Annotated in this window: 21 protein-coding genes and 1 tRNA gene; 20 read left to right on the top strand and 2 right to left on the bottom strand. The window is 67.9% G+C overall.

Annotation, left to right across the window (positions count from 1 at the left end; all coding sequences use genetic code 11):
- Positions 1-70: 70 nt before the first annotated feature.
- The gene (locus tag AC3WS6_RS15415) at positions 71-1,075 is read right to left on the bottom strand and encodes a LacI family DNA-binding transcriptional regulator (RefSeq protein WP_492501900.1); all 1,005 of its coding nucleotides are present in this window, start codon (positions 1,073-1,075) and stop codon (positions 71-73) included.
- 284 nt (positions 1,076-1,359) lie between these two features.
- On the opposite strand from AC3WS6_RS15415, the gene AC3WS6_RS15410 reads away from it, so the two are divergent.
- The 8 genes from AC3WS6_RS15410 to AC3WS6_RS15375 all read left to right on the top strand — a co-directional run bounded on the left by AC3WS6_RS15410 (position 1,360) and on the right by AC3WS6_RS15375 (position 10,357).
- The gene (locus AC3WS6_RS15410) at positions 1,360-2,676 is read left to right on the top strand and encodes an ABC transporter substrate-binding protein (RefSeq protein WP_201471325.1); all 1,317 of its coding nucleotides are present in this window, start codon (positions 1,360-1,362) and stop codon (positions 2,674-2,676) included.
- A 103-nt stretch (positions 2,677-2,779) separates the two neighbouring features.
- On the top strand, positions 2,780-3,919 hold the full coding sequence (locus AC3WS6_RS15405; protein ID WP_492501899.1) for a carbohydrate ABC transporter permease: 1,140 nt from the start codon (positions 2,780-2,782) through the stop codon (positions 3,917-3,919).
- Positions 3,916-4,875, top strand: a complete 960-nt coding sequence (locus AC3WS6_RS15400) for a carbohydrate ABC transporter permease (protein WP_201471327.1) — start codon at positions 3,916-3,918, stop codon at positions 4,873-4,875. The genes AC3WS6_RS15405 and AC3WS6_RS15400 overlap by 4 nt, the downstream gene beginning before the upstream one ends.
- 101 nt (positions 4,876-4,976) lie before the next feature.
- Positions 4,977-6,371, top strand: coding sequence for a cystathionine beta-synthase (locus tag AC3WS6_RS15395; RefSeq protein ID WP_492501898.1), 1,395 nt, complete (start codon positions 4,977-4,979; stop codon positions 6,369-6,371).
- Positions 6,372-6,430: 59 nt separating this feature from the next.
- Entirely contained in the window at positions 6,431-7,585 is a 1,155-nt protein-coding gene (locus AC3WS6_RS15390) for a cystathionine gamma-synthase (RefSeq protein WP_492501897.1), read from the top strand.
- Between the two features lie 118 nt (positions 7,586-7,703).
- Positions 7,704-9,062 carry a multidrug effflux MFS transporter gene (locus tag AC3WS6_RS15385; RefSeq protein WP_492501896.1) on the top strand — a complete coding sequence of 453 codons (1,359 nt, stop codon included), beginning with the start codon at positions 7,704-7,706 and terminating at the stop codon, positions 9,060-9,062.
- A gap of 30 nt (positions 9,063-9,092) precedes the next feature.
- Positions 9,093-9,728: a phosphatase PAP2 family protein gene (locus tag AC3WS6_RS15380; RefSeq protein WP_492501895.1), complete on the top strand. Its 636-nt coding sequence runs from the start codon at positions 9,093-9,095 to the stop codon at positions 9,726-9,728.
- A 29-nt stretch (positions 9,729-9,757) separates the two neighbouring features.
- Entirely contained in the window at positions 9,758-10,357 is a 600-nt protein-coding gene (locus AC3WS6_RS15375) for a GNAT family N-acetyltransferase (RefSeq protein ID WP_492501894.1), read from the top strand.
- Positions 10,358-10,566: 209 nt separating this feature from the next.
- On the opposite strand, the gene AC3WS6_RS15370 is transcribed toward AC3WS6_RS15375, so the two are convergent.
- Positions 10,567-10,654: transfer RNA gene (locus tag AC3WS6_RS15370), tRNA-Ser, on the bottom strand.
- A 268-nt stretch (positions 10,655-10,922) separates the two neighbouring features.
- Here AC3WS6_RS15370 and mpaB point away from each other — a divergent pair.
- The 12 genes from mpaB to trhO all read left to right on the top strand — a co-directional run bounded on the left by mpaB (position 10,923) and on the right by trhO (position 20,545).
- Entirely contained in the window at positions 10,923-11,972 is a 1,050-nt protein-coding gene (gene mpaB, locus AC3WS6_RS15365; RefSeq protein WP_492501893.1) for a daptide biosynthesis RiPP recognition protein, read from the top strand.
- Entirely contained in the window at positions 11,969-13,228 is a 1,260-nt protein-coding gene (mpaD, locus tag AC3WS6_RS15360; RefSeq protein ID WP_492501892.1) for a daptide-type RiPP biosynthesis aminotransferase, read from the top strand. Before mpaB ends, mpaD begins: the two co-directional genes overlap by 4 nt.
- Complete coding sequence (gene mpaC / locus AC3WS6_RS15355) at positions 13,225-14,412, top strand: daptide-type RiPP biosynthesis dehydogenase (RefSeq protein ID WP_492501891.1); 1,188 nt, start codon at positions 13,225-13,227, stop codon at positions 14,410-14,412. The genes mpaD and mpaC overlap by 4 nt, the downstream gene beginning before the upstream one ends.
- A gap of 1 nt (position 14,413) precedes the next feature.
- Positions 14,414-14,548, top strand: a complete 135-nt coding sequence (gene mpaA1, locus AC3WS6_RS15350; protein WP_492501890.1) for an MpaA1 family daptide-type RiPP — start codon at positions 14,414-14,416, stop codon at positions 14,546-14,548.
- Between the two features lie 37 nt (positions 14,549-14,585).
- Positions 14,586-14,711, top strand: coding sequence for an MpaA2 family daptide-type RiPP (mpaA2, locus tag AC3WS6_RS15345; RefSeq protein WP_492501889.1), 126 nt, complete (start codon positions 14,586-14,588; stop codon positions 14,709-14,711).
- A 37-nt stretch (positions 14,712-14,748) separates the two neighbouring features.
- Positions 14,749-14,868, top strand: coding sequence for an MpaA3 family daptide-type RiPP (gene mpaA3, locus AC3WS6_RS15340; RefSeq protein ID WP_328823983.1), 120 nt, complete (start codon positions 14,749-14,751; stop codon positions 14,866-14,868).
- A gap of 64 nt (positions 14,869-14,932) precedes the next feature.
- Positions 14,933-15,754: a daptide-type RiPP biosynthesis methyltransferase gene (gene mpaM / locus AC3WS6_RS15335; protein ID WP_492501888.1), complete on the top strand. Its 822-nt coding sequence runs from the start codon at positions 14,933-14,935 to the stop codon at positions 15,752-15,754.
- Positions 15,747-17,420, top strand: coding sequence for a daptide biosynthesis intramembrane metalloprotease (gene mpaP / locus AC3WS6_RS15330; RefSeq protein WP_492501887.1), 1,674 nt, complete (start codon positions 15,747-15,749; stop codon positions 17,418-17,420). Before mpaM ends, mpaP begins: the two co-directional genes overlap by 8 nt.
- A 13-nt stretch (positions 17,421-17,433) precedes the next feature.
- On the top strand, positions 17,434-18,150 hold the full coding sequence (locus AC3WS6_RS15325) for an ATP-binding cassette domain-containing protein (RefSeq protein ID WP_492501886.1): 717 nt from the start codon (positions 17,434-17,436) through the stop codon (positions 18,148-18,150).
- Complete coding sequence (locus AC3WS6_RS15320) at positions 18,147-18,875, top strand: ABC transporter permease (RefSeq protein ID WP_492501885.1); 729 nt, start codon at positions 18,147-18,149, stop codon at positions 18,873-18,875. The genes AC3WS6_RS15325 and AC3WS6_RS15320 overlap by 4 nt, the downstream gene beginning before the upstream one ends.
- The gene (locus tag AC3WS6_RS15315) at positions 18,872-19,606 is read left to right on the top strand and encodes a hypothetical protein (protein WP_492501884.1); all 735 of its coding nucleotides are present in this window, start codon (positions 18,872-18,874) and stop codon (positions 19,604-19,606) included. The genes AC3WS6_RS15320 and AC3WS6_RS15315 overlap by 4 nt, the downstream gene beginning before the upstream one ends.
- A gap of 45 nt (positions 19,607-19,651) precedes the next feature.
- The gene (gene trhO / locus AC3WS6_RS15310; RefSeq protein ID WP_492501883.1) at positions 19,652-20,545 is read left to right on the top strand and encodes an oxygen-dependent tRNA uridine(34) hydroxylase TrhO; all 894 of its coding nucleotides are present in this window, start codon (positions 19,652-19,654) and stop codon (positions 20,543-20,545) included.
- The last annotated feature ends 17 nt before the right edge of the window (positions 20,546-20,562 follow it).

Raw genomic sequence — 20,562 nt, 5'->3', positions numbered from 1 at the left:
GCTTCACGAAAGCCCCGGGTCCGCCCGGGGCTTTCGTGCGTCCGGGGGCTGTGCTCGAGAGAAGCTGCGGTCAGCGCCGCCCGGCCGTGGAGCTTCGGACGACCAGCGAGGATGCCGTCACGGTGCGCTCGCGCGGGGAATCCGGGTGGTCGATCTGCTGCCGCAGCAGGCGCACCGCCTCGTGCCCCTGTTCGCGCGGTGACTGCCGGATGGTCGTGAGTGCGAACATCTCGGCGTGCTGGTGGTCGTCGACGCCGACGATGCTGAGCTCGGTGGGAACGGCGATCCCGAGTCGGCGGGCGGCGATCATCGCGCCGATGGCCGCCTCGTCGCAGACGCCGACGAGGGCCGTGGGGCGCCCTCTGCGATCGCCGAGGAGCTCGACGGCCGCGGCGTAGCCGCCGGGCATCGTCGGGCGTGAGTCCGCGATCCGCGCGACCGCCTCGAGCCCCGCCGCGGCGAGAGCCTCGAGATATCCCTCGACGCGCTGCGCATCGCCGAAGCTGAGCTCGTCGGGATCCGTGGAACCGCCGACGAAGGCGATGTCGGTGTGGCCGAGCTCGATCAGATGCTCGGTGGCGATGCGGGCTGCGGCGATGTCATCGATCGACACCGCGCTGGATCCCTCGCTGTAGGGCCCGACGCTCACGAGCGGCCGTTCAGAGCGGTGCAGTCGCTCGAGCTCCTGAGCGCTGGGCTGGATGCCGACCGCGATGATCCCGTCGAATCGCCGCCCCGGCAGCACCGTGTCGAACAGCCGCTCGCGGGTCTCAGTGCCCTCGCGGATGCCGTAGAGGGCGAGCTCGTAGTCGAAGGCGAACAGCGACTCCTGGATCCCGGCGAGCAGCTCCGAGAAGAACCACCGGTCGACCGGCGGCATGATCACGCCGACGGTCTGCGTGCGACCTGTCGCGAGGCTGGTGGCGGAGGAGTGTGCGACGTACGCGAGTTCGCCGGCCGCATCCGAGACGCGCTTGCGCGTGTCTTCCGAGACGTAGCCTCGTCCGCTGAGCGCGCGGCTCGCCGTGGCCTTCGATACGCCCGCACGCGCTGCGACATCGGCGATCGTGCTCATCGGTCCTCCTCGACCAGTACCCTCACGCGCCGGTCCCACTCGGTCGCGCCGATGTCAGCGTAGCCTCTCGGCCACGAGAAGGGAACCGGTTCCAGTCCGGGGGCGAGGGAGCGCTCCCACGGCCCGACCGAAGCGTGTGTGGAATGGTTGCGAGCTTGTGACCATCGCTTATTGTGCCTGCGACGCAGACCCCGATAGGTTGTCCTGGAATCGGTTCCCGATTCCGTGCCGAGGGGCGGCGCGGCATCGATTGGGAATCGCAAAACTCGAAGAGGAGAATTCACATGGGTCTGTCACAGCGTTCCCGGCGTTACGCGCCGATCGCTCTGCTGGGAGTCGCGGGTATCGCGCTCGCCGGCTGTGGAGCTCCGGGCGGCACGGACGGCGGGGGAGATGGCGGCGGCGGCGACAACACCGTCACGATCTACGGCACGATCGTCGAAGGAGAAGCAGAACTTCTCGCAGAGTCCTGGGCGGACTTCGAGAAGGAGAACGACATCACCATCAAGTACGAGGGCAGCCAGGACTTCGAGACTCAGCTCGGCACCCGCGCACAGGGCGGCAACCCGCCCGACATCGCGATCTTCCCGCAGCCGGGTCTGTTCGCGGACTACGCGGCACGCGACTTCCTGAAGCCGGCGCCCGACGCCGTCGAGGCCAACGCCAAGGAGTACTGGACTCAGGGATGGGTCGACTTCGGCACGTACGAGGACGAGTTCTACGGCGCGCCGCTCATGGCCAGCGTCAAGGGCTGGGTCTGGTATTCGCCGACGAAGTTCGCCGAGTGGGGCGTCGAAGAGCCCACGAGCTGGGACGAGCTGCTCACGCTGACGCAGACCATCCAGGAGAAGAGCGGCAAGGCTCCCTGGTGCGCCGGCTTCGAGTCGGGCGTCGCGACCGGCTGGCCCGGCACCGACTGGATCGAGGATCTCGTGCTCCGCAACGCGGGCGCCGACGTCTACGACCAGTGGGTCAAGAACGAGATCCCGTTCACCGACCCGCAGATCAAGGAGGCGTTCGACGCCACCGGTGAGATCCTGCTCAACCCGGCCTACGTCAACGGCGGCTTCGGCGACGTGCGCTCGGTCAACTCCACGGCATTCGGCGATGTGGCCCCCGCGGTCGCGAGCGGCGAGTGCGCGCTGACGCACCAGGCGTCGTTCCTGTCGGGCTTCTTCCCCGAAGACACCAACATCGCCGAGGACGGCGACGTGTGGGCGTTCCTGCTTCCGAGCCAGAGCGAGGACGAGACGTTCATCACGGGTGGTGGCGAGATCGTCGGAGCGTTCAGCGACGACGAGGCGACCCAGAAGGTGCTGGAGTACCTGTCGAGCCCCGAGTGGGCTGACAGCCGTCTGGCACTCGGTGGCGTGACCTCCGCGAACAAGGGCGTCGACATCGAGGCCGTCGAGAACCCGATCCTGCAGGAGTCGATCAAGCTGCTGCAGGACGACTCGGTCACGTTCCGCTTCGACGGTTCCGACCAGATGCCCGGCGCCGTCGGCTCGGGAACCTTCTGGAAGGGAATGGTCGCGTGGATCAACGGAACCTCGACCGATGAGGTCCTGACCCAGATCGAGACCGGCTGGCCGTCCAGCTGATCGGATGAGGTGGGCCGCCCCTCGGGGCGGCCCACCTTCTCCCTCGCGGTCCGTGCGTCGTCGCAGGGACCGCCGATCAGCTCCGTCTCATGAAGGGGAATCCATGAACGCGACTGTGTTCTTCCAATGGATCGGGTCTCTGCCCCCGATCGCCCAGGCTCTCGCGGTGGTCATCGCATTCGCGGTGGTCGTCGTCGTCATCCTGCTTCTCGTCGACATCGCCCCTCGTCGAGGTGCGCTCTACACAGGCATCCGCTTGGCGATGTGCCTGCTCATCCCGTTCGCGGTGATGTGGTTCTTCAACTCCTACTACTGGGCCATGGGAGTCGCAGTCGCCGTCGGTGCGCTCTTCTTCTTCCTCGACTACCGCTCCCGCGACGGGGCCGGGTACCTGATCCAGCTCATCGCCTTCATGGCTCCGGCCATGCTGCTGCTGCTCGCGGGGCTGATCCTGCCGTCCATCCAGACCGTGTACGCGTCGTTCTGGAACTCCTCCGGCACCGACTTCGTCGGCCTCTCGAACTATCTCTGGATCTTCACTCAGTCCGACGGCGTCACCTCGGTCGTGAACACGATCGTGTGGGTGCTGCTGGTCCCGACGCTGTCGACCATCGTCGGTCTGGCGTATGCGGTCTTCATCGACAAGACGCGCGGCGAGAAGATCTACAAGCTCCTGGTCTTCATGCCGATGGCGATCTCGTTCGTCGGTGCGAGCATCATCTGGCGGTTCGTCTACGCCTACCGCGGTCCCGAGTTCGAGCAGATCGGTCTGCTCAACCAGATCCTGGTCTGGTTCGGCGGTGAGCCGCAGCAGTTCCTGCTCAACGGGCCGTGGAACAACCTCGCGCTCATCGTCGTGCTGATCTGGGTCCAGACCGGTTTCGCGATGGTCGTGCTCTCGGCGTCGATCAAGGGAGTTCCCACCGAGCTCCTCGAGGCGGCCGAACTCGACGGTGCGAACGCCTGGGAGCGTTTCCGTTCCGTCACGATCCCGTCGATCAGGCCGGCGCTGATCGTCGTGCTCACCACGATCTCGATCGCCTCGCTGAAGGTCTTCGACATCGTGCGCACGATGACCGGTGGAAACTACGGCACCTCGGTGCTCGCGAACGAGATGTACACGCAGTTCACCAAGTTCGAGGCGGGACGCAGCGCTGCGCTCTCCGTCATCCTGTTCATCCTGGTGCTCCCGATCGTCATCTACAACGCGCGCCAGATCAAGAAGCAGCGGGAGATCCGATGACCGACACCGTGAACTCAGACACCGGACAGAGCACGAGGGCGATCACGACCGCCGGACGCTTCGAAGCCTCGGCCGGGCGGGCGCGCAAGCGCCTGAGCCGCCCGTGGGCGACGGTCGCCTCGATCGTCATCGCCGTGCTGTGGACGATTCCGACGCTCGGACTCTTCATCTCGTCGTTCCGCGAGAGGGATGCGATCGAGACCAGCGGCTGGTGGACGGTCTTCACCAACCCGCAGCTCACCATCGACAACTACGTGGCCGTGCTGCAGTCGGGCACCACGCAGCTGACGATCCTGGAATCGTTCTTCAACTCGATCGTGATCACGATCCCCGCCACGCTCATCCCGTTGATGATCGCGGCGATGGCCGCGTACGCGTTCTCGTGGATTGACTTCAAGGGCCGCAACGCGCTGTTCATCTTCGTGTTCGCGCTGCAGATCGTGCCGATCCAGATGGCCCTCGTGCCGCTGCTGTCGTCGTTCTCCCGCGGCATCAACCTGTTCGGCGTCCAGGTGACGCAGGGGCTCGACGTCTCGGGCGGTTACGCGCAGGTGTGGATCGCCCACACCATGTTCGCGCTGCCGCTGGCGATCTACCTGCTGCACAACTTCATGTCCGAGATCCCCGGCGAGATCATCGAGGCGGCTCGCGTCGACGGCGCGTCCCGCGGGCAGATCTTCTTCCGGATCGTGCTGCCGCTGACGATGCCGGCGATCGCGTCGGTCGCGATCTTCCAGTTCCTGTGGGTCTGGAACGACCTGCTCGTGGCCCTGGTCTTCGCCGACGGAGCAGCCTCGCCGATCACGAAGGTGCTCGCCGAGATCACCGGACGCGGCGAGGGCTGGTATCTGCTCACCGCAGGCGCGTTCGTGTCGATCATCGTCCCGCTGATCGTCTTCTTCTCACTGCAGCGCTACTTCGTGCGAGGGCTGCTCGCGGGGTCGACGAAGGGATAACGGTGTCGGCGGGGTGGGTGACCCCGCAGACACGGCACCGGATGCCGCGGTCGGGCGACACACAGCCCCGGCCGCGGCATCCGTGCACGTACGCTGTGACCATGAAGTACGCAGAATCGATCGTCGACCTCGTCGGCGACACGCCCCTCGTGAAGCTCCGGCACGTCACCGAGGGCGTCGCGTGCACGGTGCTCGTCAAGCTCGAGTACCTCAACCCGGGCGGCTCGTCGAAGGACCGCATCGCCTCGCGGATCATCGACGCGGCCGAGGCCGCCGGCGATCTGCGACCCGGCGGCACGATCGTCGAGCCCACGAGCGGCAACACCGGCGTCGGTCTCGCGCTGGTCGCCCAGCAGCGTGGTTACGACTGCATCTTCGTGGTGCCCGACAAGGTCGGCGACGACAAGATCGACGTGCTGCGGGCATACGGCGCCGAGGTGATCGTGACGCCGACGTCGGTCGCCGCCGACAGCCCCGAGTCGTACTACAGCGTGAGCGACCGCCTGGCGCGTGAGATCCCCGGCGCTTTCAAGCCGAACCAGTACGAGAACCCGAACGGCCCCCGCAGTCACTACGAGACGACGGGCCCCGAGATCTGGCGTGACACCGACGGGCAGGTGACGCACTTCGTCGCCGGAGTCGGCACCGGCGGAACCATCACCGGCACGGGGCGGTTCCTGCGCGAGGTCTCGCAGGAGCGCGTGCGCATCGTCGGCATCGACCCCGAGGGCAGCGTCTACAGCGGCGGCACCGGACGCCCGTATCTGGTTGAGGGCGTCGGCGAGGACATCTGGCCCGGATCCTACGACCCGAGCGTGCCGCATGAGATCGTGGCGGTCAGCGATGCCGAGGCGTTCGCGATGACTCGACGACTCGCGCGCGAAGAGGGGATCCTCGTCGGCGGCTCCAGCGGCATGGCCGTGGTCGGTGCTCTGCGCGTCGCCCGCGATCTTCCGGCGGACGCCGTGATGGTGGTGCTCCTTCCCGATGGCGGACGCGGCTATCTGAGCAAGATCTTCAACGACGGGTGGATGCGGTCCTACGGGTTCAGCGACATCGAAGACGGAGAGACGGTCGCCGACGTGCTCGAGACGCGTTCTCTTCGACAGGCGCAGCGTCCCACGGGAGCAGCGGGGATCCCGGATCTCGTGCACGCGCATCCGTCGGACACGGTGCTCGAGGCGATCGGCATGATGACGGAGTTCGACGTGTCGCAGCTCGTGGTCCTCAGCGCCGAGCCGCCGGTCATGATGGGCGAGGTCGTCGGCACGGTCGACGAGAAGGGGCTGCTCGATCTGCTCTTCCGCGGCGACGCCAAGCCGACGGACGCCGTGGGCGACCACGTGGGGGAGAGGTTGCCCCTCATCGGCATCCACGCATCGCTCGCCCAGGCGCGGCTCGCGCTCGCCGAGGCCGACGCGCTGCTGGTGACCGAGGGCGGCAAGCCGCATACGGTGCTCACGCGCCAGGATCTGCTCTCGTACATCTCGCGCTGAGGCGACGCCGGGCGTAACAGGGAGGGATGCCGGGTCGGGGCCCGACGTAGGCTGAGACCATGTCCGAGCACGCCTTCTCCACCCGAGCCATCCACGCAGGTCAGGAGCCCGATCCCACGACCGGATCGATCATCCCGCCGATCTACCAGGCATCCACCCACGTGCAGGACGGGATCGGCGGATTCCGCGACGGCTACGAGTACAACCGGGCGGGCAACCCCACCAGGTCGTCGCTCGAGACGCAGCTCGCCGCTCTCGAGAACGGTGCGAACGCGCTGTCGTTCGCGTCGGGTCTCGCCGCGGAGGATGCGCTGCTGCGCGGCATCCTGAAGCCCGGCGACCACGTCGTGCTCGGCAACGACGTCTACGGTGGCACCTATCGCCTCTTCGCGCGGGTGCTCGGCCCCTGGGGCATCGAGATCTCGACCGTCGAACTCTCCGACGTCGACGCCGTGCGCGCCGCGATCCGCCCCGAGACGAAGATCGTCTGGATCGAGACCCCGAGCAACCCGCTGCTGAAGATCGTCGACATCGCACTCGTCTCAGAGGTCGCGCACGCGGCGGGGGCGATCGCCGTGGTCGACAACACCTTCGCCTCTCCTGCGCTTCAGCAGCCGCTGTCGCTCGGGGCCGACCTCGTGGTGCACTCCACGACGAAGTACCTCGGCGGGCACTCCGACGTGCTGGGTGGTGCGATCGTGTTCGGCGACGACCGGTTCTACGAGCAGATCAAGTTCCAGCAGTTCGCGGTCGGCGCGGTCTCCGCTCCGTTCGACGCGTGGCTGACGACCCGCGGCATCAAGACCCTCGCGGTGCGCGTGCGTCAGCATTCGGCGAACGCGCAGGCGATCGCGGAATGGGCGTCGGAGCGCCCCGAGTTCGCGACCGTGTACTACCCGGGGCTCGCCTCGCACGCGGGTCACGAGCTCGCGGCGCGCCAGATGAGCGGCTTCGGCGGCATGCTCTCGCTCGGGCTCTCCGCCGGGGCAGCTGCCGCGAAGGCGTTCGCCGAGTCGACCGAGCTCTTCCAGCTCGCCGAGTCGCTCGGCGGCGTCGAGTCGCTCATCGGGTATCCGCCCGACATGACCCACGCGTCGGTGCGCGGCACAGAACTGGCCGTGCCCGAGAACGTCGTGCGTCTCTCGGTGGGCATCGAAGACGTCGACGATCTGATCGCAGACCTCGAGCGGGGCCTCGCGACCGTCTCGCACTGACCGGGCCGGGACCGCACCGGGGGTCGCGCGCGGGAGGCCGGGGGAGAGCGATAGCATGGACTCCTCTGCGGCTCGAATCGATTCGAGCCGAAAATTCCCCTCGATCCCGGAAGCACCTGTGTCTGACGCGCCTCGCACCGACTCCATCCCCACCGCCCCCGAGCGCACGGCCACCGGCAGCATCCGGATCCCGTCGTCGACGGGAGCGATCCGCACCCTCGGCGCGAACCCGGCCACCGCGCCGATCATGCTGCACCCGGGCGATTCGATCTCGAACGGCCGCCGTGCGCTGTACATCGTGCTGCTCGGGGCGCTCACCGCGCTCGGGCCGTTCACGATCGACCTGTACCTGCCGGCGTTCCCCGTGCTCGAGCGCGACTTCGACACGACGGCGGCCGCGATCCAACTCACGCTCACCGGCACGATGATCGGCTTCGCCCTCGGCCAGCTGGTTGTCGGCCCGCTGAGCGACAAGGTCGGTCGGCGCCTGCCGTTGATCGCCGTGACGGCGCTGCACGTGCTGGCGAGTGCGGCGGCCGCGCTGGCTCCCACTCTTCCGCTCCTCAGCGGCGCCCGCGTGCTGATGGGGGTCGGTGCGGCGGCCGGTGGCGTGGTCGCGATGGCCATCGTCCGCGACCTCTTCGGAGGGCGTCGTCTGGTCGTGATGCTGTCGAGGCTCGCACTGGTCTCGGGCGTCGCGCCCGTCGTGGCGCCGCTCATCGGCTCGTGGCTGCTCACACTGATGCCGTGGCAGGGCATCTTCGTGGTGCTCTCCCTCTATGGAGTGGTCATGCTCATCACGACCCTCATCTTCATCCCCGAGACGCTTCCCGCCGCGCGCCGGCAGGACAAGGGCGGGGCGACCGTGCTGCAGCGCTACCGTTCGGTGTTCTCCGACCGTGTCTTCATCGGTGTGCTGATCATCGGCGGCATGACGTTCTCGGGGCTGTTCTCCTATCTCTCGGCCTCGCCCTTCCTGTTCCAGCAGACGCACGGGCTCGACGCTCAGCAGTACGGCATCCTGTTCGCCGTGAACTCGCTCGGTGTGGTCGTCGGAGTGCAGACGGCGTCGCGACTCGCGGCGAGGTTCGGCCCACAGTGGGTCATGGCCTACTCGACGGCGGCGCTGCTCATCGCCGGCACCGCGATCATCGTGACCGACCAGCTCGGACTCGGCCTGTGGGGTACCGTCATTCCGCTGTTCTTCTTCATGACCGCGTGCGGCTTCACGTTCCCGAACGTGCAGGTGCTCGCGCTCGACCGCCACGGCAAGGCTGCGGGAACCGCCGCCTCGGTCATCGGCGCGACCAACTTCGGCGTGGCGGGACTCATCTCGCCGATCGTCGGATGGGTGTCGCAGGGAGCCGGGATCACGGCGACGACCATGGCATCCGTCATGGTCGGATGCGCGGTCATCGGCGTGCTTTCGCTCTGGCTGATCGTGCGGCCGCGCACCGTCGGCATGCTCGCTCCCTGATTTTCAGCTGACGACCGGCAGAATAGACCGATGAGACGACGAACGCTGCTGTGGTGGGGAATAGGGATGCTCGCTGCGGCGACGCTCCTCGGAGCGGCGATCGTCTTCGGGTACACCGAGCCGCCGGGATTCGACAGCTGGTGGAACGACACGATCAGAGCCGTCCGATCCGACTGGATGCTGTCGTTCGCGCTGCTGCTCGATCACATCGGCGGCGGGTGGGTGGCGATCCTGCTCGTGCCGCTGCTGGTGATCATCGCGCTGCTGATCGCCCGGCGTTGGCAGGCGGCGGTGTTCGCTGCCCTGGCCTTCCTGGTGAGCGCCGGTGCGGTGCAGTTGCTCAAGAACCTCTTCGGCCGTGCGCGCCCGGAGGACATGATCGTGACGAGCGACTTCGGCTCTTTCCCCTCGGGGCACGCCGCCAACGCGGCGACCATCGCGATGGTGCTGTGGCTCGTCTTCCCGCGCGTGTGGACGGCGCTTCTCGGGGTGGCCTGGGTCCTCGCCATGGCGATCTCGCGCACTCTGCTGTCGGTCCACTGGGCCACCGACACGCTCGGCGGCGCTCTGGTGGGGGCCGGCGTCGTGCTCGTGCTCGGTGCCTGGCTGCTGCCATGGGTGAGCAAGAAGTCGCGGGATGACCCTGCGGTGGCGCCGGTAGGCTGACGGCACACCCCACTCACCGAGGAGCCGTCGTGTCACGCATCCGTCCGTACCGCCCGTCCGATCGTGCTGCTCTCTCCGAGGTCTGCACGAGGACCGCGGACGCCGGGGCCGATGCCACCGGAATACTCTCGGACGACGCGCTCTGGGGCGACCTCTTCGCGGTGCCCTATGCCGAACGGCACCCCGACCTGGCCTGGGTCGTCGAGACCGATGACGAGCGCGTGATCGGTTATCTCGTGGCCACCGATGACACGGATGCGTTCGCGACCTGGTTCCGCGACGAGTGGTGGCCGGGCCTGCATGAGCGCTACCCGCGGCCGTCTCACGCGACGACGCGCGAAGAGCGGATGATCGAGTACGGCTATGCGCAGGCCCCCGGCACGAACCCGCACGCGACGGAGTACCCGGCGCACCTGCACATCGACCTTCTGCCGGAGACGCAGGGGCAGGGCCTCGGACGTCAGCTCATAGAGACGCTGTTCGCCGAGCTCACCCGACGCGGGGTGCCCGCACTGCACCTCGGCATGGACCCGAACAACACCGGCGCCGCCCTGTTCTACAAGAGACTGGGTATGCATCCGCTGCCGGCCGAGCCCGGCGGACAGAGCTTCGGAGTGCGATTCTCGTAGGGGGCTGTCCCTGTTGGGCCCCCTGTGGGGCTCCCCGCTGGGCTCCCCGCTGGGCTCCCCGTTGGGCGGTCGACTCCCTGTCGGGCGGAAGGATGCTGCCGCAGCATCCGCCCGACGCCGAGAAGTCCGCCCTACGTGGTGACGGCGGGACTCCGGTGCTCGAGAAAAAGCCAGAGGGCCCCCGCTGGCGCGGAGACCCTCTGGCTTCTTGGCGGTGACGGCGGGATTCGAACCCGCGGTTGCTTGCACAACACACGCTTTCCAAGCGTGCTCCTTCGGCCGCTCGGACACGTCACCAGGGAACAACCTGAACAGTCTATCCGATCGGGTCGGAGGTCCGTGACCACGCCGGATGCCGCGGCACCGGCCCGTCGCGGAACCTGGCGCTGCCGGAACGATCGCCCGCCTCTGGCCTGACGCGCCGCAGACACTGCCCCTGTCGCCGGGGCGTTCTCTCATCGCGTTCGGCGATTCCATATGAAACATATTGCATGCGGTGCGTCTTCTTTATAGCGTCATATGACGACGAACCAACGTCGCAGTGACGTCATCCTGGGGGGAAGACATGCACAACGGATCGACGGAGGCCGAGACGGAGCTTCGCGATGCTCGAGCGCTCCGAGAGTGGATCACCGGCGAACAGAAGCAGTTCTCGCGGGTGTTCTCCGTCGAGACGGACGCTCAGATCGACGACCTCCAGGCGCTGTTCGGTGCCGATGACGTGCTCTTCCTTCCGGCGGCGGGCGAACCGTACCGAGGACCCGCGCATGTCGTGCGGTACAGCGGGGCGCTGAGCGAGATCGGCGATGAGCTGTTCATCGGCGATCGCAGCGTCGAACTCCAGGACTACATCGCTGCGGAGTTCATCCAGATGGTGGGGCCGACAGCGGTGTGCATCGGCGATGCTCCGGGCTGGCACGCCTTCGTCGACGACGCCGAGGTCGCTCGCCGGACAGGGGTCTTCCCGACGGCGTTGCTCGATCCGAGAGTGCTCCTCGTGAACCGCGGCGCTCTCACAGACCCGCTCGGAGTCGCGCGCCCGACCGCCTTCAGAATCGGGGCGCACGGCCGCGTCAGCCTCGGGGTGCTCGGCGCAGACATCGGTCGGGTGGGCGCCCCGGAGACGACGTTCACCGCTCCTCGTCCTCGAAACCTGGAACTGGGGAGCGCCGTGCGTCAGGCGATGTCGGTCGACGGCTACACGAGCCGACCCTGGATCGGCAGATACCTCAACGCGACCGATCTCATGAAGATGCTCCGGCTGGCCAACGGTGCGGCGCGAATCTCCGGCTTCGGATGGACCGCTCTCGAAGACGGTGGCGCCGATGCCGAGCCGCGGAACGACGACCCGTTCCTGATCGAGATGACCGAGGGCGTCGTTCTGGCGGACACCGTCTCACTACGCCGCCGGTTGCTCTCGCCGGTCACCGCTGTGGTGGTCGCGGCCACCCAGACCTCGAGCGCAGTGGAGGTCGCCGGCGAACGGGTCGCGCGGAGGTGCGGCCTCGATGTCAGCCACGCCACCCGGCTGTGCCGCGACGCCGTCTCTGCGCTCGGCATCCATCCGGGGGCGCGAAGCGTAACCTCGTCGCCGGTGACGGACAGCGCGCGATGACCGTCCCGCACGCGCTGTGGCCCTCGATGCTGCCCGCAGACGCCACCTTCACGCGTGATCGCGTCGCCGTGGGCGCCGCCGGGAACACCATCGCCTTCGCGGACGGGTCCACGCGTCTGTGCGCCACGAGCGGACTGTGGAACGTCCCTCTCGGGTTCGGCAATCCGGCGGTGTCCGAGGCTGTCGACAAGGCGACGCGAGATGCGTCTTATCTGTCGCTGTTCCGCGCGCCCCATCGATATGCCGAGGAGGCGGCCGAAGCGCTCGTTGCGCTTGCGGATCCGCTCCGGTACAGCCGGGTCGTCTTCGCGACATCGGGAGGTGCGGCGAACGATGCGGCGATGAAGCTCGCCAGACAGTACTGGTGGCAGAGGGGCAGCACCTCACGGTCGCTCGTCGTCGGTCTGAAGGGCAGCTACCACGGCACGATGTACGGCAGCCACGCGCTGAGCGGAGACGAACTCCTCCAGTCCGTCTACTCCGTCGACCGCCGGTCGGTGCGTCACGTCGCGCACAGCGATGACGGTGAAGAGCTGGAGGCGCTGATGAGACGAGAGGGAGACAGGGTGGCGTCCGTCGTGGTCGAGCCCGTTCTCGGCAGCGGCGCGCATGCGCTGTCGGATGCCTTCGTCTCTCGACTCCTGGCGCTGCGCGAGAAGCACGGCTTCCTCCTCGTCGCCGACGAGGTCGCGACGGGCTTCGGCCGCACGGGAACGATGTTCGCCACGGACTGCTGGGCTGCGGCGCCCGACGTCCTCATCCTCTCGAAGGCACTGACGAACGGCGCGACGTGCGCTGCCGCCCTCCTCGTGGGCGCCCGCGTCGCTGGGGAGTTCGCAGGCGGGGGCTGGACGTTCGTCCACGGCGAGACGCAGGCGGGAACGCCGGCGTGCGCGGCGGCGATCATCGCCGTGATCGCCGAGCTGCACCGTATCGACGTGGAGAGAATGACGCGCGAACTCGCGGACGACCTGTCACGTCTGGCGTCGAGTCTCGCGTCGGAGGGTCTCGTCTCGGAGGTCACGGGGCGAGGATGCTTCGTCGGACTCGGCATCCGTGACGCCGACGGCGGCACTCTCTCGGGTGCTGAGGTTCTCCGGGTCGTGTCGACCATCGCGCACAACGGCGTGCTGGTGCATCCGGGCCCGAGCGCGATCCAGCTGATCCCCGCATACGGCTTCGATGCCGGTGAGCTGCTGCGCGTCGAGTCTGCCGTCCGTGAGGGTCTGAGGCAGGCGCGCGAGATGGCGTCATGACCGCGCGGTTCACGGGACGAGTCCCGACGCTCTGGCACGGGCAGGGGATCACGTCGCAGACGGTCACGCGTCTCATCTCCGGGCGGGAGGCTGTCGTGATCGCGGATTCGTCGATCTCCTCGTCCCTGCCGGTCGGTGCATCGACGCGAGTGATCGAGATGGACGCCCGAACGGTGAACGTCGACACCGTCGTGAGAACCGCTCGGGAGGTCGTTCGTCGCAAGCCCGACGTGATCGTCGCCGTCGGGGGAGGGACGGTGCTCGACGCCAGCAAGCTCTCGGCCTTGGCGCTCGCTCCTGACCGCGTGTTCGACTTCGTGGTCGAGCGCTCCTCGCGGTCGGCCCTGACCTTCATTCCCGACGTTCCGCCGCCCGTCGACCTGGTGGCCGTCCCGACGACGCTCGGCACCTCGTCAGAGACCAACAGCGTCGGCATCCTCAAGAACGAGAGCGGATTCCGGTTGGTCGCCGGCCGCTCGCTGCGGCCGCGCCACGCGGTCATCGACCCGTGCAATCTGATGACTCTGAGCCCCGCCGCGGTCAGAGAAGGGACCATGGAAGCGTTTCTGCGTCTGGCGGGCGCGTCGACGAGCTCGCGTCAGAGTGAGCGGGCGAGAGATGATGCGGTCGCTCTCGGACGGGCGCTGCTCGACGCGGGCACCACGGACTCGCGGTCCGCTGCGGCACGGCTGCGCATCGCCCGATTGAGTGCGGCGACTCAGCGCGCGGGGGCGTTGCGCGGGAACGACCCTTACAGCGCCCGGCACTGGTACATCGCCAACGAAACCGCCTTCGTGCTGGGGGTCCGAAAGATGGTGGCCAGCGCGGCGATCATCGCCGCCGTGTGGCGCCGCATCTGCTCGGGGGATCCGCGGTGGGGAGATCGCGGAAGTCTGGAGCGGTTCTGGGTTCCGATCGCCGACGGGACGGCCCTGCCGCTCGACCCCTCGGCAGGAATCGCCACGATCATCCGGCGATGGGGTCTCACCCTGCCACCGAGGCCCACCACCGGTGAGGTGGGCCGCATCGCGATCGCCATCGAAGGACGCTGGGGTGATCGCCTCCCCATGCTTCCCGGTCTCCGCGCGGACGATTTCAGCGAACTGCTCCGAGATTCCCTCTGGGGCCCGAGGCGTCGGCATCGAACGCCGACTTCAGACGATCTGCACAGAGGGGGTGATTGACATGGAGACCACACACACCGGGCGTATCGAGTTCCAGGAACTGGATGCGATGGATGCTCTCAGTTGGGAGAGCTTCTACAAGGGCATAGGAGCCGCGCTGGTGCTCATCGGCATCGGCGCAGCAGCTGCCACCTGACCACATTCTCTGACGAAGGAAACGAACGGAGGTGAACATGCAGACTGCGACACCGACTCTCGAGTTCACGGAACTCGAGGCGATGGAAGCGCTCGATGACGGACTCGATTTCACCCGCGGATTCGCGCTGGGCGTGATCATCGGCATCCTCGCGCTCACCTAGCGAACACGTGCGCACGGTCCCCTTGAGGAGGTGAGAAATGCAGACAGAGTCACTCGAGTTCCTGGAACTCGACCAGATCGATGCCCCGCTCGAATGGTGGGAGCACGCGAGCTACATCATCGCCATCATCGGCGGCGCTGCCGCGATCGCGACCTGACCGAAGGGTGCGGGCGTGCACAGCGCGTCCGCACCTGCGAACTCTCAAGAAAGGCGTTATCCGGATGTCGGACCTGTTGACCCGTTCCATGCAGGCGCGGCTGAGCGAGGCCGGTGCTGTTCCGAGAGAGCAGGACCTGTACTCAGGGACCGGCGCGGATTTCTACGAGCGTCTGGTCGGAACCGACCGTGCCGAAGTGCGGGAGGTGCTGGCGCTCGCGCGACGCGCACGGGGGCCCATCCTCGACATCGCAGCAGGCAGCGGAAGACTGACGATCCCCCTGCTGCGGTCGGGGAATCGGGTGACCGCGATCGACCTCTCCGACGACATGCTCGCCCATCTTCGCCGCGCAGCGCCGCCGCGCGCCATGCTGAACTGCGTCGTGGCGGACATGCGCGACTTCTCGCTGGCGCAGCGTTTCGCGCTCGTGATCCTCGGCGCCACGTCCATCACCCTGCTCGATCGCGCGGGCAGAGTCCTCCTGTACGAGAACGTGCGCCGTCACCTCTCCGAGGGCGGCGTCTTCGCACTCACCGTGGCGGGCGGGGCCTCCGCCCAGGAGATCGCGATGCCCGGAGACCGCGAGATCCGCGTGCCCGGATCCGACGGCGAGGAGGCGTACCTCTTCTCCCAGCAGATCGACGCGGCCGGCGACGCACGCGTCGTCAACTGGGTTCGCGCCTCGGAGATCGAAGACGGCCGCGTCGCGACCGTCTTCACGAGTCGGCTGCGGCTGCTCAGCGATGAGCTCCTCTCGGCGGAGCTCAGGCAGGCAGGTTTCACCGCACCTGACATCTCGGCCGTTCGGACGTCGCGCGGAGAGGACATCCTCCTCCTCACCACGACACGAGCGTCGGCGTCGCACACGAAGGACGACCATGACTGAGAACAGGGTCCTCCGCCTCCGACGGCCGCGCCATGCAGCTCCGCTCACCGCGGATGCTCGTCCGCGCCTCGCGACGGGCGTCGCCTTCGAGCAGTCGACAGATGAAGCAGCCTGGATCGTGCTGCTGCACGGGGTGCCGACGTCGAGGGTGTCCCGAACCGTCGTCGATCTGCTGAGGGCGATGGATGGCGAGTCCGCTCTCGACGAACTGCACGGGAGGTTCGCGGCATCCGAGCCCTTCGAGGGCTTCGTCTCTCTGGTCCAGCGCTTTCACGCCTGCGGTCTGCTCGAAGGAGGTGCGCGCGCGGCGCGCGGACGGGTGGTCTATCGGCCGCCCTTCACCCTTCAGCTCGCGACGCTGCGCGCGCCGACCATGTTCGGCAGCGTCGACCGCATGATCGGTCCGCTCTCGCGACGAACGGTTCTGATTCCCCTTGCCGTGCTGCTCGCCCTCGGCCTCGTGGCGGCCTCGCTCCAGGCGGGTGAACTCCTCGACGTCCTCGCCGAGCCGACGCCGATCGCCGGGCTGGTGTCTCTCGTCATCGTGCTGTCTCTTCTGACGCTGCTCCACGAGGGCGCCCACGGGGTCACCCTCACGAGGTTCGGCGGGAGCCCCCGCAGGGCGGGGGTCATGCTGTTCTACCTCACCCCTGCATTCTTCGTCGATGTGACCGACGGGTGGCGACTCCCAGACCGTCGTCACCGTGTCGCGATCGCTCTGGCCGGACCTGCGGTGCATGCGGTCACCGGCGCAGTCGCCGCGACCGCCGCGCTCGTGGCCCGTCAGCCGGTGATCCATCAGACCCTGCTGCTGCTCGCGCTGTCGTGCGCCGGCATCGTCGTCGTCAACCTGATCCCGTTCGTGCGGTTCGACGGCTACATCGCCCTCATGAGCGCTCTGGACGAACCGAACCTCCGAGCACGGAGCATTCGTGACGGTGCCGATCTCCTGACGCGTCTGCTCTTCGGCGGGCCGCGGAGGAGCAAGAGCCTGGACACGTGGTGGAGTGTGCCGTTCGGACTCGCCAGCCTGATCGCCCCGATGGTCCTGGTGCTGTTCGCGGTCGATCGAGTCTCCCGCGCGCTCGCCGGAGGCGGACCGGTGCTGGGCCTTCTCGTGGTGTGTCTGGAGGTCGCGGTGCTCACGGTCGGCCTGGTGTTCGTCGCTCGCGTACTGCGCCGCGTGCTCCGCGCGGGCGTCTCCGTGGTCCGCTTCACGGTCGTCTGCGTGGCGCTGGCTTCTGGCATCGCGGTCGCAGGAGGAGCGATCTCCGTGCCCGTGACGGCGACGTTCGGGTTCACGTCACACCACGGCGAGATCGTCCTCGTGCACGTGGAGGAGAGCGTCGGGACGAACGTTCCTGACGGCGCACACGTCGAGCTGATGACCCACGGGATTCTCGTGAACATGCCGGTGGGCGAGGGGATCGTGCGTCCACGGCGGGCGGAGCCGACGACGGTTCCGCTCGACGCGCTGTTCCCCGTCGACGCCGACGGGGCTCGGATCCCGGCTGTGATCGTCGCCGGTGTGGATGCCTCCGGCGAGACGGACGACGTACAGACTTCGGGGCAGGCGCGCGTCGAGCTCGGGACGAGGAACCTGTGGCAGACGATCTGGGCGAGTGCCGTGCTGTCGCCGCTGTCGATCGCTCGAGGCGAGAAGTAGGAAAGGAACGAGGATGAACGACAACGCAATCGAGGTCAGAGGACTCACGAAGAGGTACGGGAATCGGGTCGCCGTCGAGGATCTGTCGTTCGCGGTGCCGTACGGCTCGATCGTGGGACTCCTGGGGCCGAACGGAGCGGGCAAATCGACGACTCTGCGAGCGATCGTCGGGCTGCTCGGGCCGACGAGCGGTGAGAGTCTCATCGACGGCGCGCCGTTCTCCGCACTCGACAACCCCGCGGCGCATGTCGGCGTTCATATGGACGGGTTCGGTTTCGAGGGCGGCATCACGGCCAGGCGCCACCTGGAGATCTCTCGGCTCGCGGCCGGCGCTCCACGCGGTCGAACGGAGGAGGTGCTCGACGAGGTCGGGCTGACCGGAGACGCCCGGCGTCGCGTGAAGACGTTCTCGACCGGAATGGCTCAGCGACTGGGATTGGCTGCGGCCCTGATCGGGTCACCGCGGACACTCATCCTCGACGAACCCGCGAACGGCCTGGACCCGGACGGTATCCGCTGGCTGCGGCGATTCCTCCGCGACTACGCGGCACGTGGAGGAACGGTGCTCATCGCCAGCCATCAGCTCCCCGAGTTGGAGCAGGTGGTCGATGAGGTCGTCGTCATCAAACGGCGCGCTCTCTTCGTCGGGCCGCTGCACGATCTCGTCTCGAGCGGTGGCGATTCGCTCGAGAGCAAGTACTTCGATCTTGTCGAAGGAGCCGCCGCATGAGGGCCGCCGTCCGCAGCGAGCTGCTGCGCGCCGTGAGCGGGAACTCCATCGTGCCCGTCTACCTGGTCGCGCTCCTGATGCCCGCTTTCGTGCTGTTCTCCGACGGCCGGGGACTCGACTTCACGGGCATCGATCCGGCCGCGGTCTCGCTCCGCCTTCTCGAGCCGCTCGCGTGGTCCGGTGTGTCCGCTGCGTTCGTGGCGGCCTACAGCGTGACCCGCGAGTGCTACTACCAATCGATGGACAGGACGCTCACCGCGGTGGGTTCGCCCCGCACGTTCGCCGGCAAACTCATCGCGGGCGCGCTCGTCGCCGTCGCCCTGACCGTCGTCATCTTCGCGGTCTGGACGATAGGCGTCTCGGTCGCTCTGATGCAGGACGGACTCTCACTCGAGCTCACATCGGCAGCATGGCGAGGATACGCGGGAGCGATGGGGAGCGCGATCCTCGGTGCGTTCATCGGAGGGGCGGTGGGCTGGATCACTCGGAACTACTACGTGACCGCGGCGATCGTGCTGATCCTTCCGCTGGTCGTCGAGCTCGCGCTGCTGCGATCGGCGCCGGAGGTGGCGAAGTTCTCACCGGGTCTGGTCCTCGCCGCGCTCAGCATCCCCGAACATCAGCACACTCTGCTCGGCTTCGTCCCCGCCCTCTGCCTCGGGCTCGCCTGGACGGTCGGGTTGGTCGTGGTCGCCTGGCTCCGGGAGCGCGGGAGGCGTGCGTGATCGGCCGGGCGCTGCGAGCCCAGGCGCACAGCTTCTCGGGAGACATCGTGCTCTGCTGGGTGTCGGCGGCATCGATCGCGATGGCACTGTCACTCGTCACGAGCATCTCCCCGGATCTCGTGACGGCGGGCGCCGCCGCTCGAGAGGCCTTCGCCGCGCCGTTCAGCGCCGTCCTCGCGATGTACGGCGCTGTTCTCGCGTCGGTCTACGGCTGCTTCCGCTACACCGTCGACCGACGGGACGGAGTCATCGCCCAGCGGCTGATGCTTCAGCACCGCGGGGCGACGCTCGCGGTGAGGCTGCCGGCAGCGGCGCTCGGCGGCGCGATCGTCGCTCTCGCCGGAGTCGTGAGCGGCCACATCGCGCTGACCGTCACCGGGGGTGGCATCCCTGTGCAGTGGGCGTCCGTCTGGTCCTCGCTGGCACTCGGAGCCACGGCCGCGGTCTGGGGGATGTGCGTCGGAATCCTCGTGCAGGCGCACCTCGTCGCCCTCTTCCTCGTGTCGGCATCCATGGGGTCGGCCATCCTGGTCGCGCTCTTCTGGAAGACCGGCGCCGTGTACATGCCTCTCCTCGCGATGCTCGAGGCGCTGCGCTTCGACCTCGGTGCCGTCGGAATCGCGCCGGCAGACACCCTCGACGGTTCCGCGGCGGTCGTGGTCGCGACCGGCTGGTTGGTGGTCATCCTCGTCGCCGCGGGTGTCACGTTCCTCAGAAGAGACGTGCGGTAGTCGCGCCGCGGGCTGGCCTCACCCCGTCCGGCGTAAAATCGCTGGGTGGCAACCCCCAAGATCGTCCTCTTCTACGTGTTCACCCCGCTCGCCGACCCCGAAGCGATCAGGGTGTGGCAACGCGATCTCGGCGAGGCGCTCGGGCTCCGGGGCCGACTGATCATCTCGAAGGACGGTGTGAACGGGACCCTCGGGGGCGACCTCCTCGTGCTCAAGAAATGGGCGCGATCGTTCCGGTCGTACGCGCCGTTCGCCGACGCCGACATCAAGTGGAGCGAGGGCACGGGGGTGGACGCCGACGGCCGAAGCCTCGACTTCCCCCGGCTGAGCGTCAAGGTGCGCGACGAGATCGTGTCGTTCGGCGCTCCGGGCGAACTGCGGGTCGACCAGGGGGGAGTGGTCGGCGGCGGCACCAGACTGACCCCCGAGGCCCTGCACGAGCTGGTCGAGGAGCGCGGCGACGACGTGGTGTTCTTCGATGGACGCAACTCCCTCGAGGCCGAGATCGGACGCTTCCGAGGCGCGGTGGTTCCCGATACCGACACGACGCGCGACTTCGTGCAGCTGCTCGACTCGGGCACCTACGACCATCTCAAGGGCAAGCCCGTGGTCACCTACTGCACCGGCGGCATCCGCTGCGAGGTGCTCTCGAGCCTCATGACCTCGCGTGGCTTCGGCGAGGTGTATCAGCTCGAGGGCGGCATCGTGCGCTACGGCGAGAAGTTCGGTGACGACGGCCTCTGGCAGGGATCGCTCTACGTGTTCGACAAGCGCGGATCCGTCGACTTCTCGGATCACGCCGCGGTGATCGGGGAGTGCGCGGGATGCGGTGCCGCGAGCAAACGCACCGCGAACTGCCCCGACCCCTCGTGCCGCACCCAGTTCGTGGTGTGCGAGTCGTGCGATCAGGTGCGCTGCACCGTGCACGCCGCGGACTGACGCGCACACCCGGACAG

Source organism: Microbacterium sp. EB106-03-03-XG65 (assembly GCF_058791955.1).
The sequence above is the reverse complement of the archived record's forward strand: the minus strand, read 5'-3'. Positions and strand labels throughout refer to the sequence as shown.

Excerpts from the sequence above, each read along its gene's own strand:
- AC3WS6_RS15415 (WP_492501900.1), bottom strand. The coding sequence starts at position 1,075 with ATGAGCACGATCGCCGATGTCGCAGCGCGTGCGGGCGTATCGAAGGCC.
- AC3WS6_RS15410 (WP_201471325.1), top strand. The coding sequence starts at position 1,360 with ATGGGTCTGTCACAGCGTTCCCGGCGTTACGCGCCGATCGCTCTGCTG.
- AC3WS6_RS15405 (WP_492501899.1), top strand. The coding sequence starts at position 2,780 with ATGAACGCGACTGTGTTCTTCCAATGGATCGGGTCTCTGCCCCCGATC.
- AC3WS6_RS15400 (WP_201471327.1), top strand. The coding sequence starts at position 3,916 with ATGACCGACACCGTGAACTCAGACACCGGACAGAGCACGAGGGCGATC.
- AC3WS6_RS15395 (WP_492501898.1), top strand. The coding sequence starts at position 4,977 with ATGAAGTACGCAGAATCGATCGTCGACCTCGTCGGCGACACGCCCCTC.
- AC3WS6_RS15390 (WP_492501897.1), top strand. The coding sequence starts at position 6,431 with ATGTCCGAGCACGCCTTCTCCACCCGAGCCATCCACGCAGGTCAGGAG.
- AC3WS6_RS15380 (WP_492501895.1), top strand. The coding sequence starts at position 9,093 with ATGAGACGACGAACGCTGCTGTGGTGGGGAATAGGGATGCTCGCTGCG.
- mpaB (WP_492501893.1), top strand. The coding sequence starts at position 10,923 with ATGCACAACGGATCGACGGAGGCCGAGACGGAGCTTCGCGATGCTCGA.
- mpaD (WP_492501892.1), top strand. The coding sequence starts at position 11,969 with ATGACCGTCCCGCACGCGCTGTGGCCCTCGATGCTGCCCGCAGACGCC.
- mpaC (WP_492501891.1), top strand. The coding sequence starts at position 13,225 with ATGACCGCGCGGTTCACGGGACGAGTCCCGACGCTCTGGCACGGGCAG.
- mpaA1 (WP_492501890.1), top strand. The coding sequence starts at position 14,414 with ATGGAGACCACACACACCGGGCGTATCGAGTTCCAGGAACTGGATGCG.
- mpaA2 (WP_492501889.1), top strand. The coding sequence starts at position 14,586 with ATGCAGACTGCGACACCGACTCTCGAGTTCACGGAACTCGAGGCGATG.
- mpaA3 (WP_328823983.1), top strand. The coding sequence starts at position 14,749 with ATGCAGACAGAGTCACTCGAGTTCCTGGAACTCGACCAGATCGATGCC.
- mpaM (WP_492501888.1), top strand. The coding sequence starts at position 14,933 with ATGTCGGACCTGTTGACCCGTTCCATGCAGGCGCGGCTGAGCGAGGCC.
- mpaP (WP_492501887.1), top strand. The coding sequence starts at position 15,747 with ATGACTGAGAACAGGGTCCTCCGCCTCCGACGGCCGCGCCATGCAGCT.
- AC3WS6_RS15325 (WP_492501886.1), top strand. The coding sequence starts at position 17,434 with ATGAACGACAACGCAATCGAGGTCAGAGGACTCACGAAGAGGTACGGG.
- AC3WS6_RS15320 (WP_492501885.1), top strand. The coding sequence starts at position 18,147 with ATGAGGGCCGCCGTCCGCAGCGAGCTGCTGCGCGCCGTGAGCGGGAAC.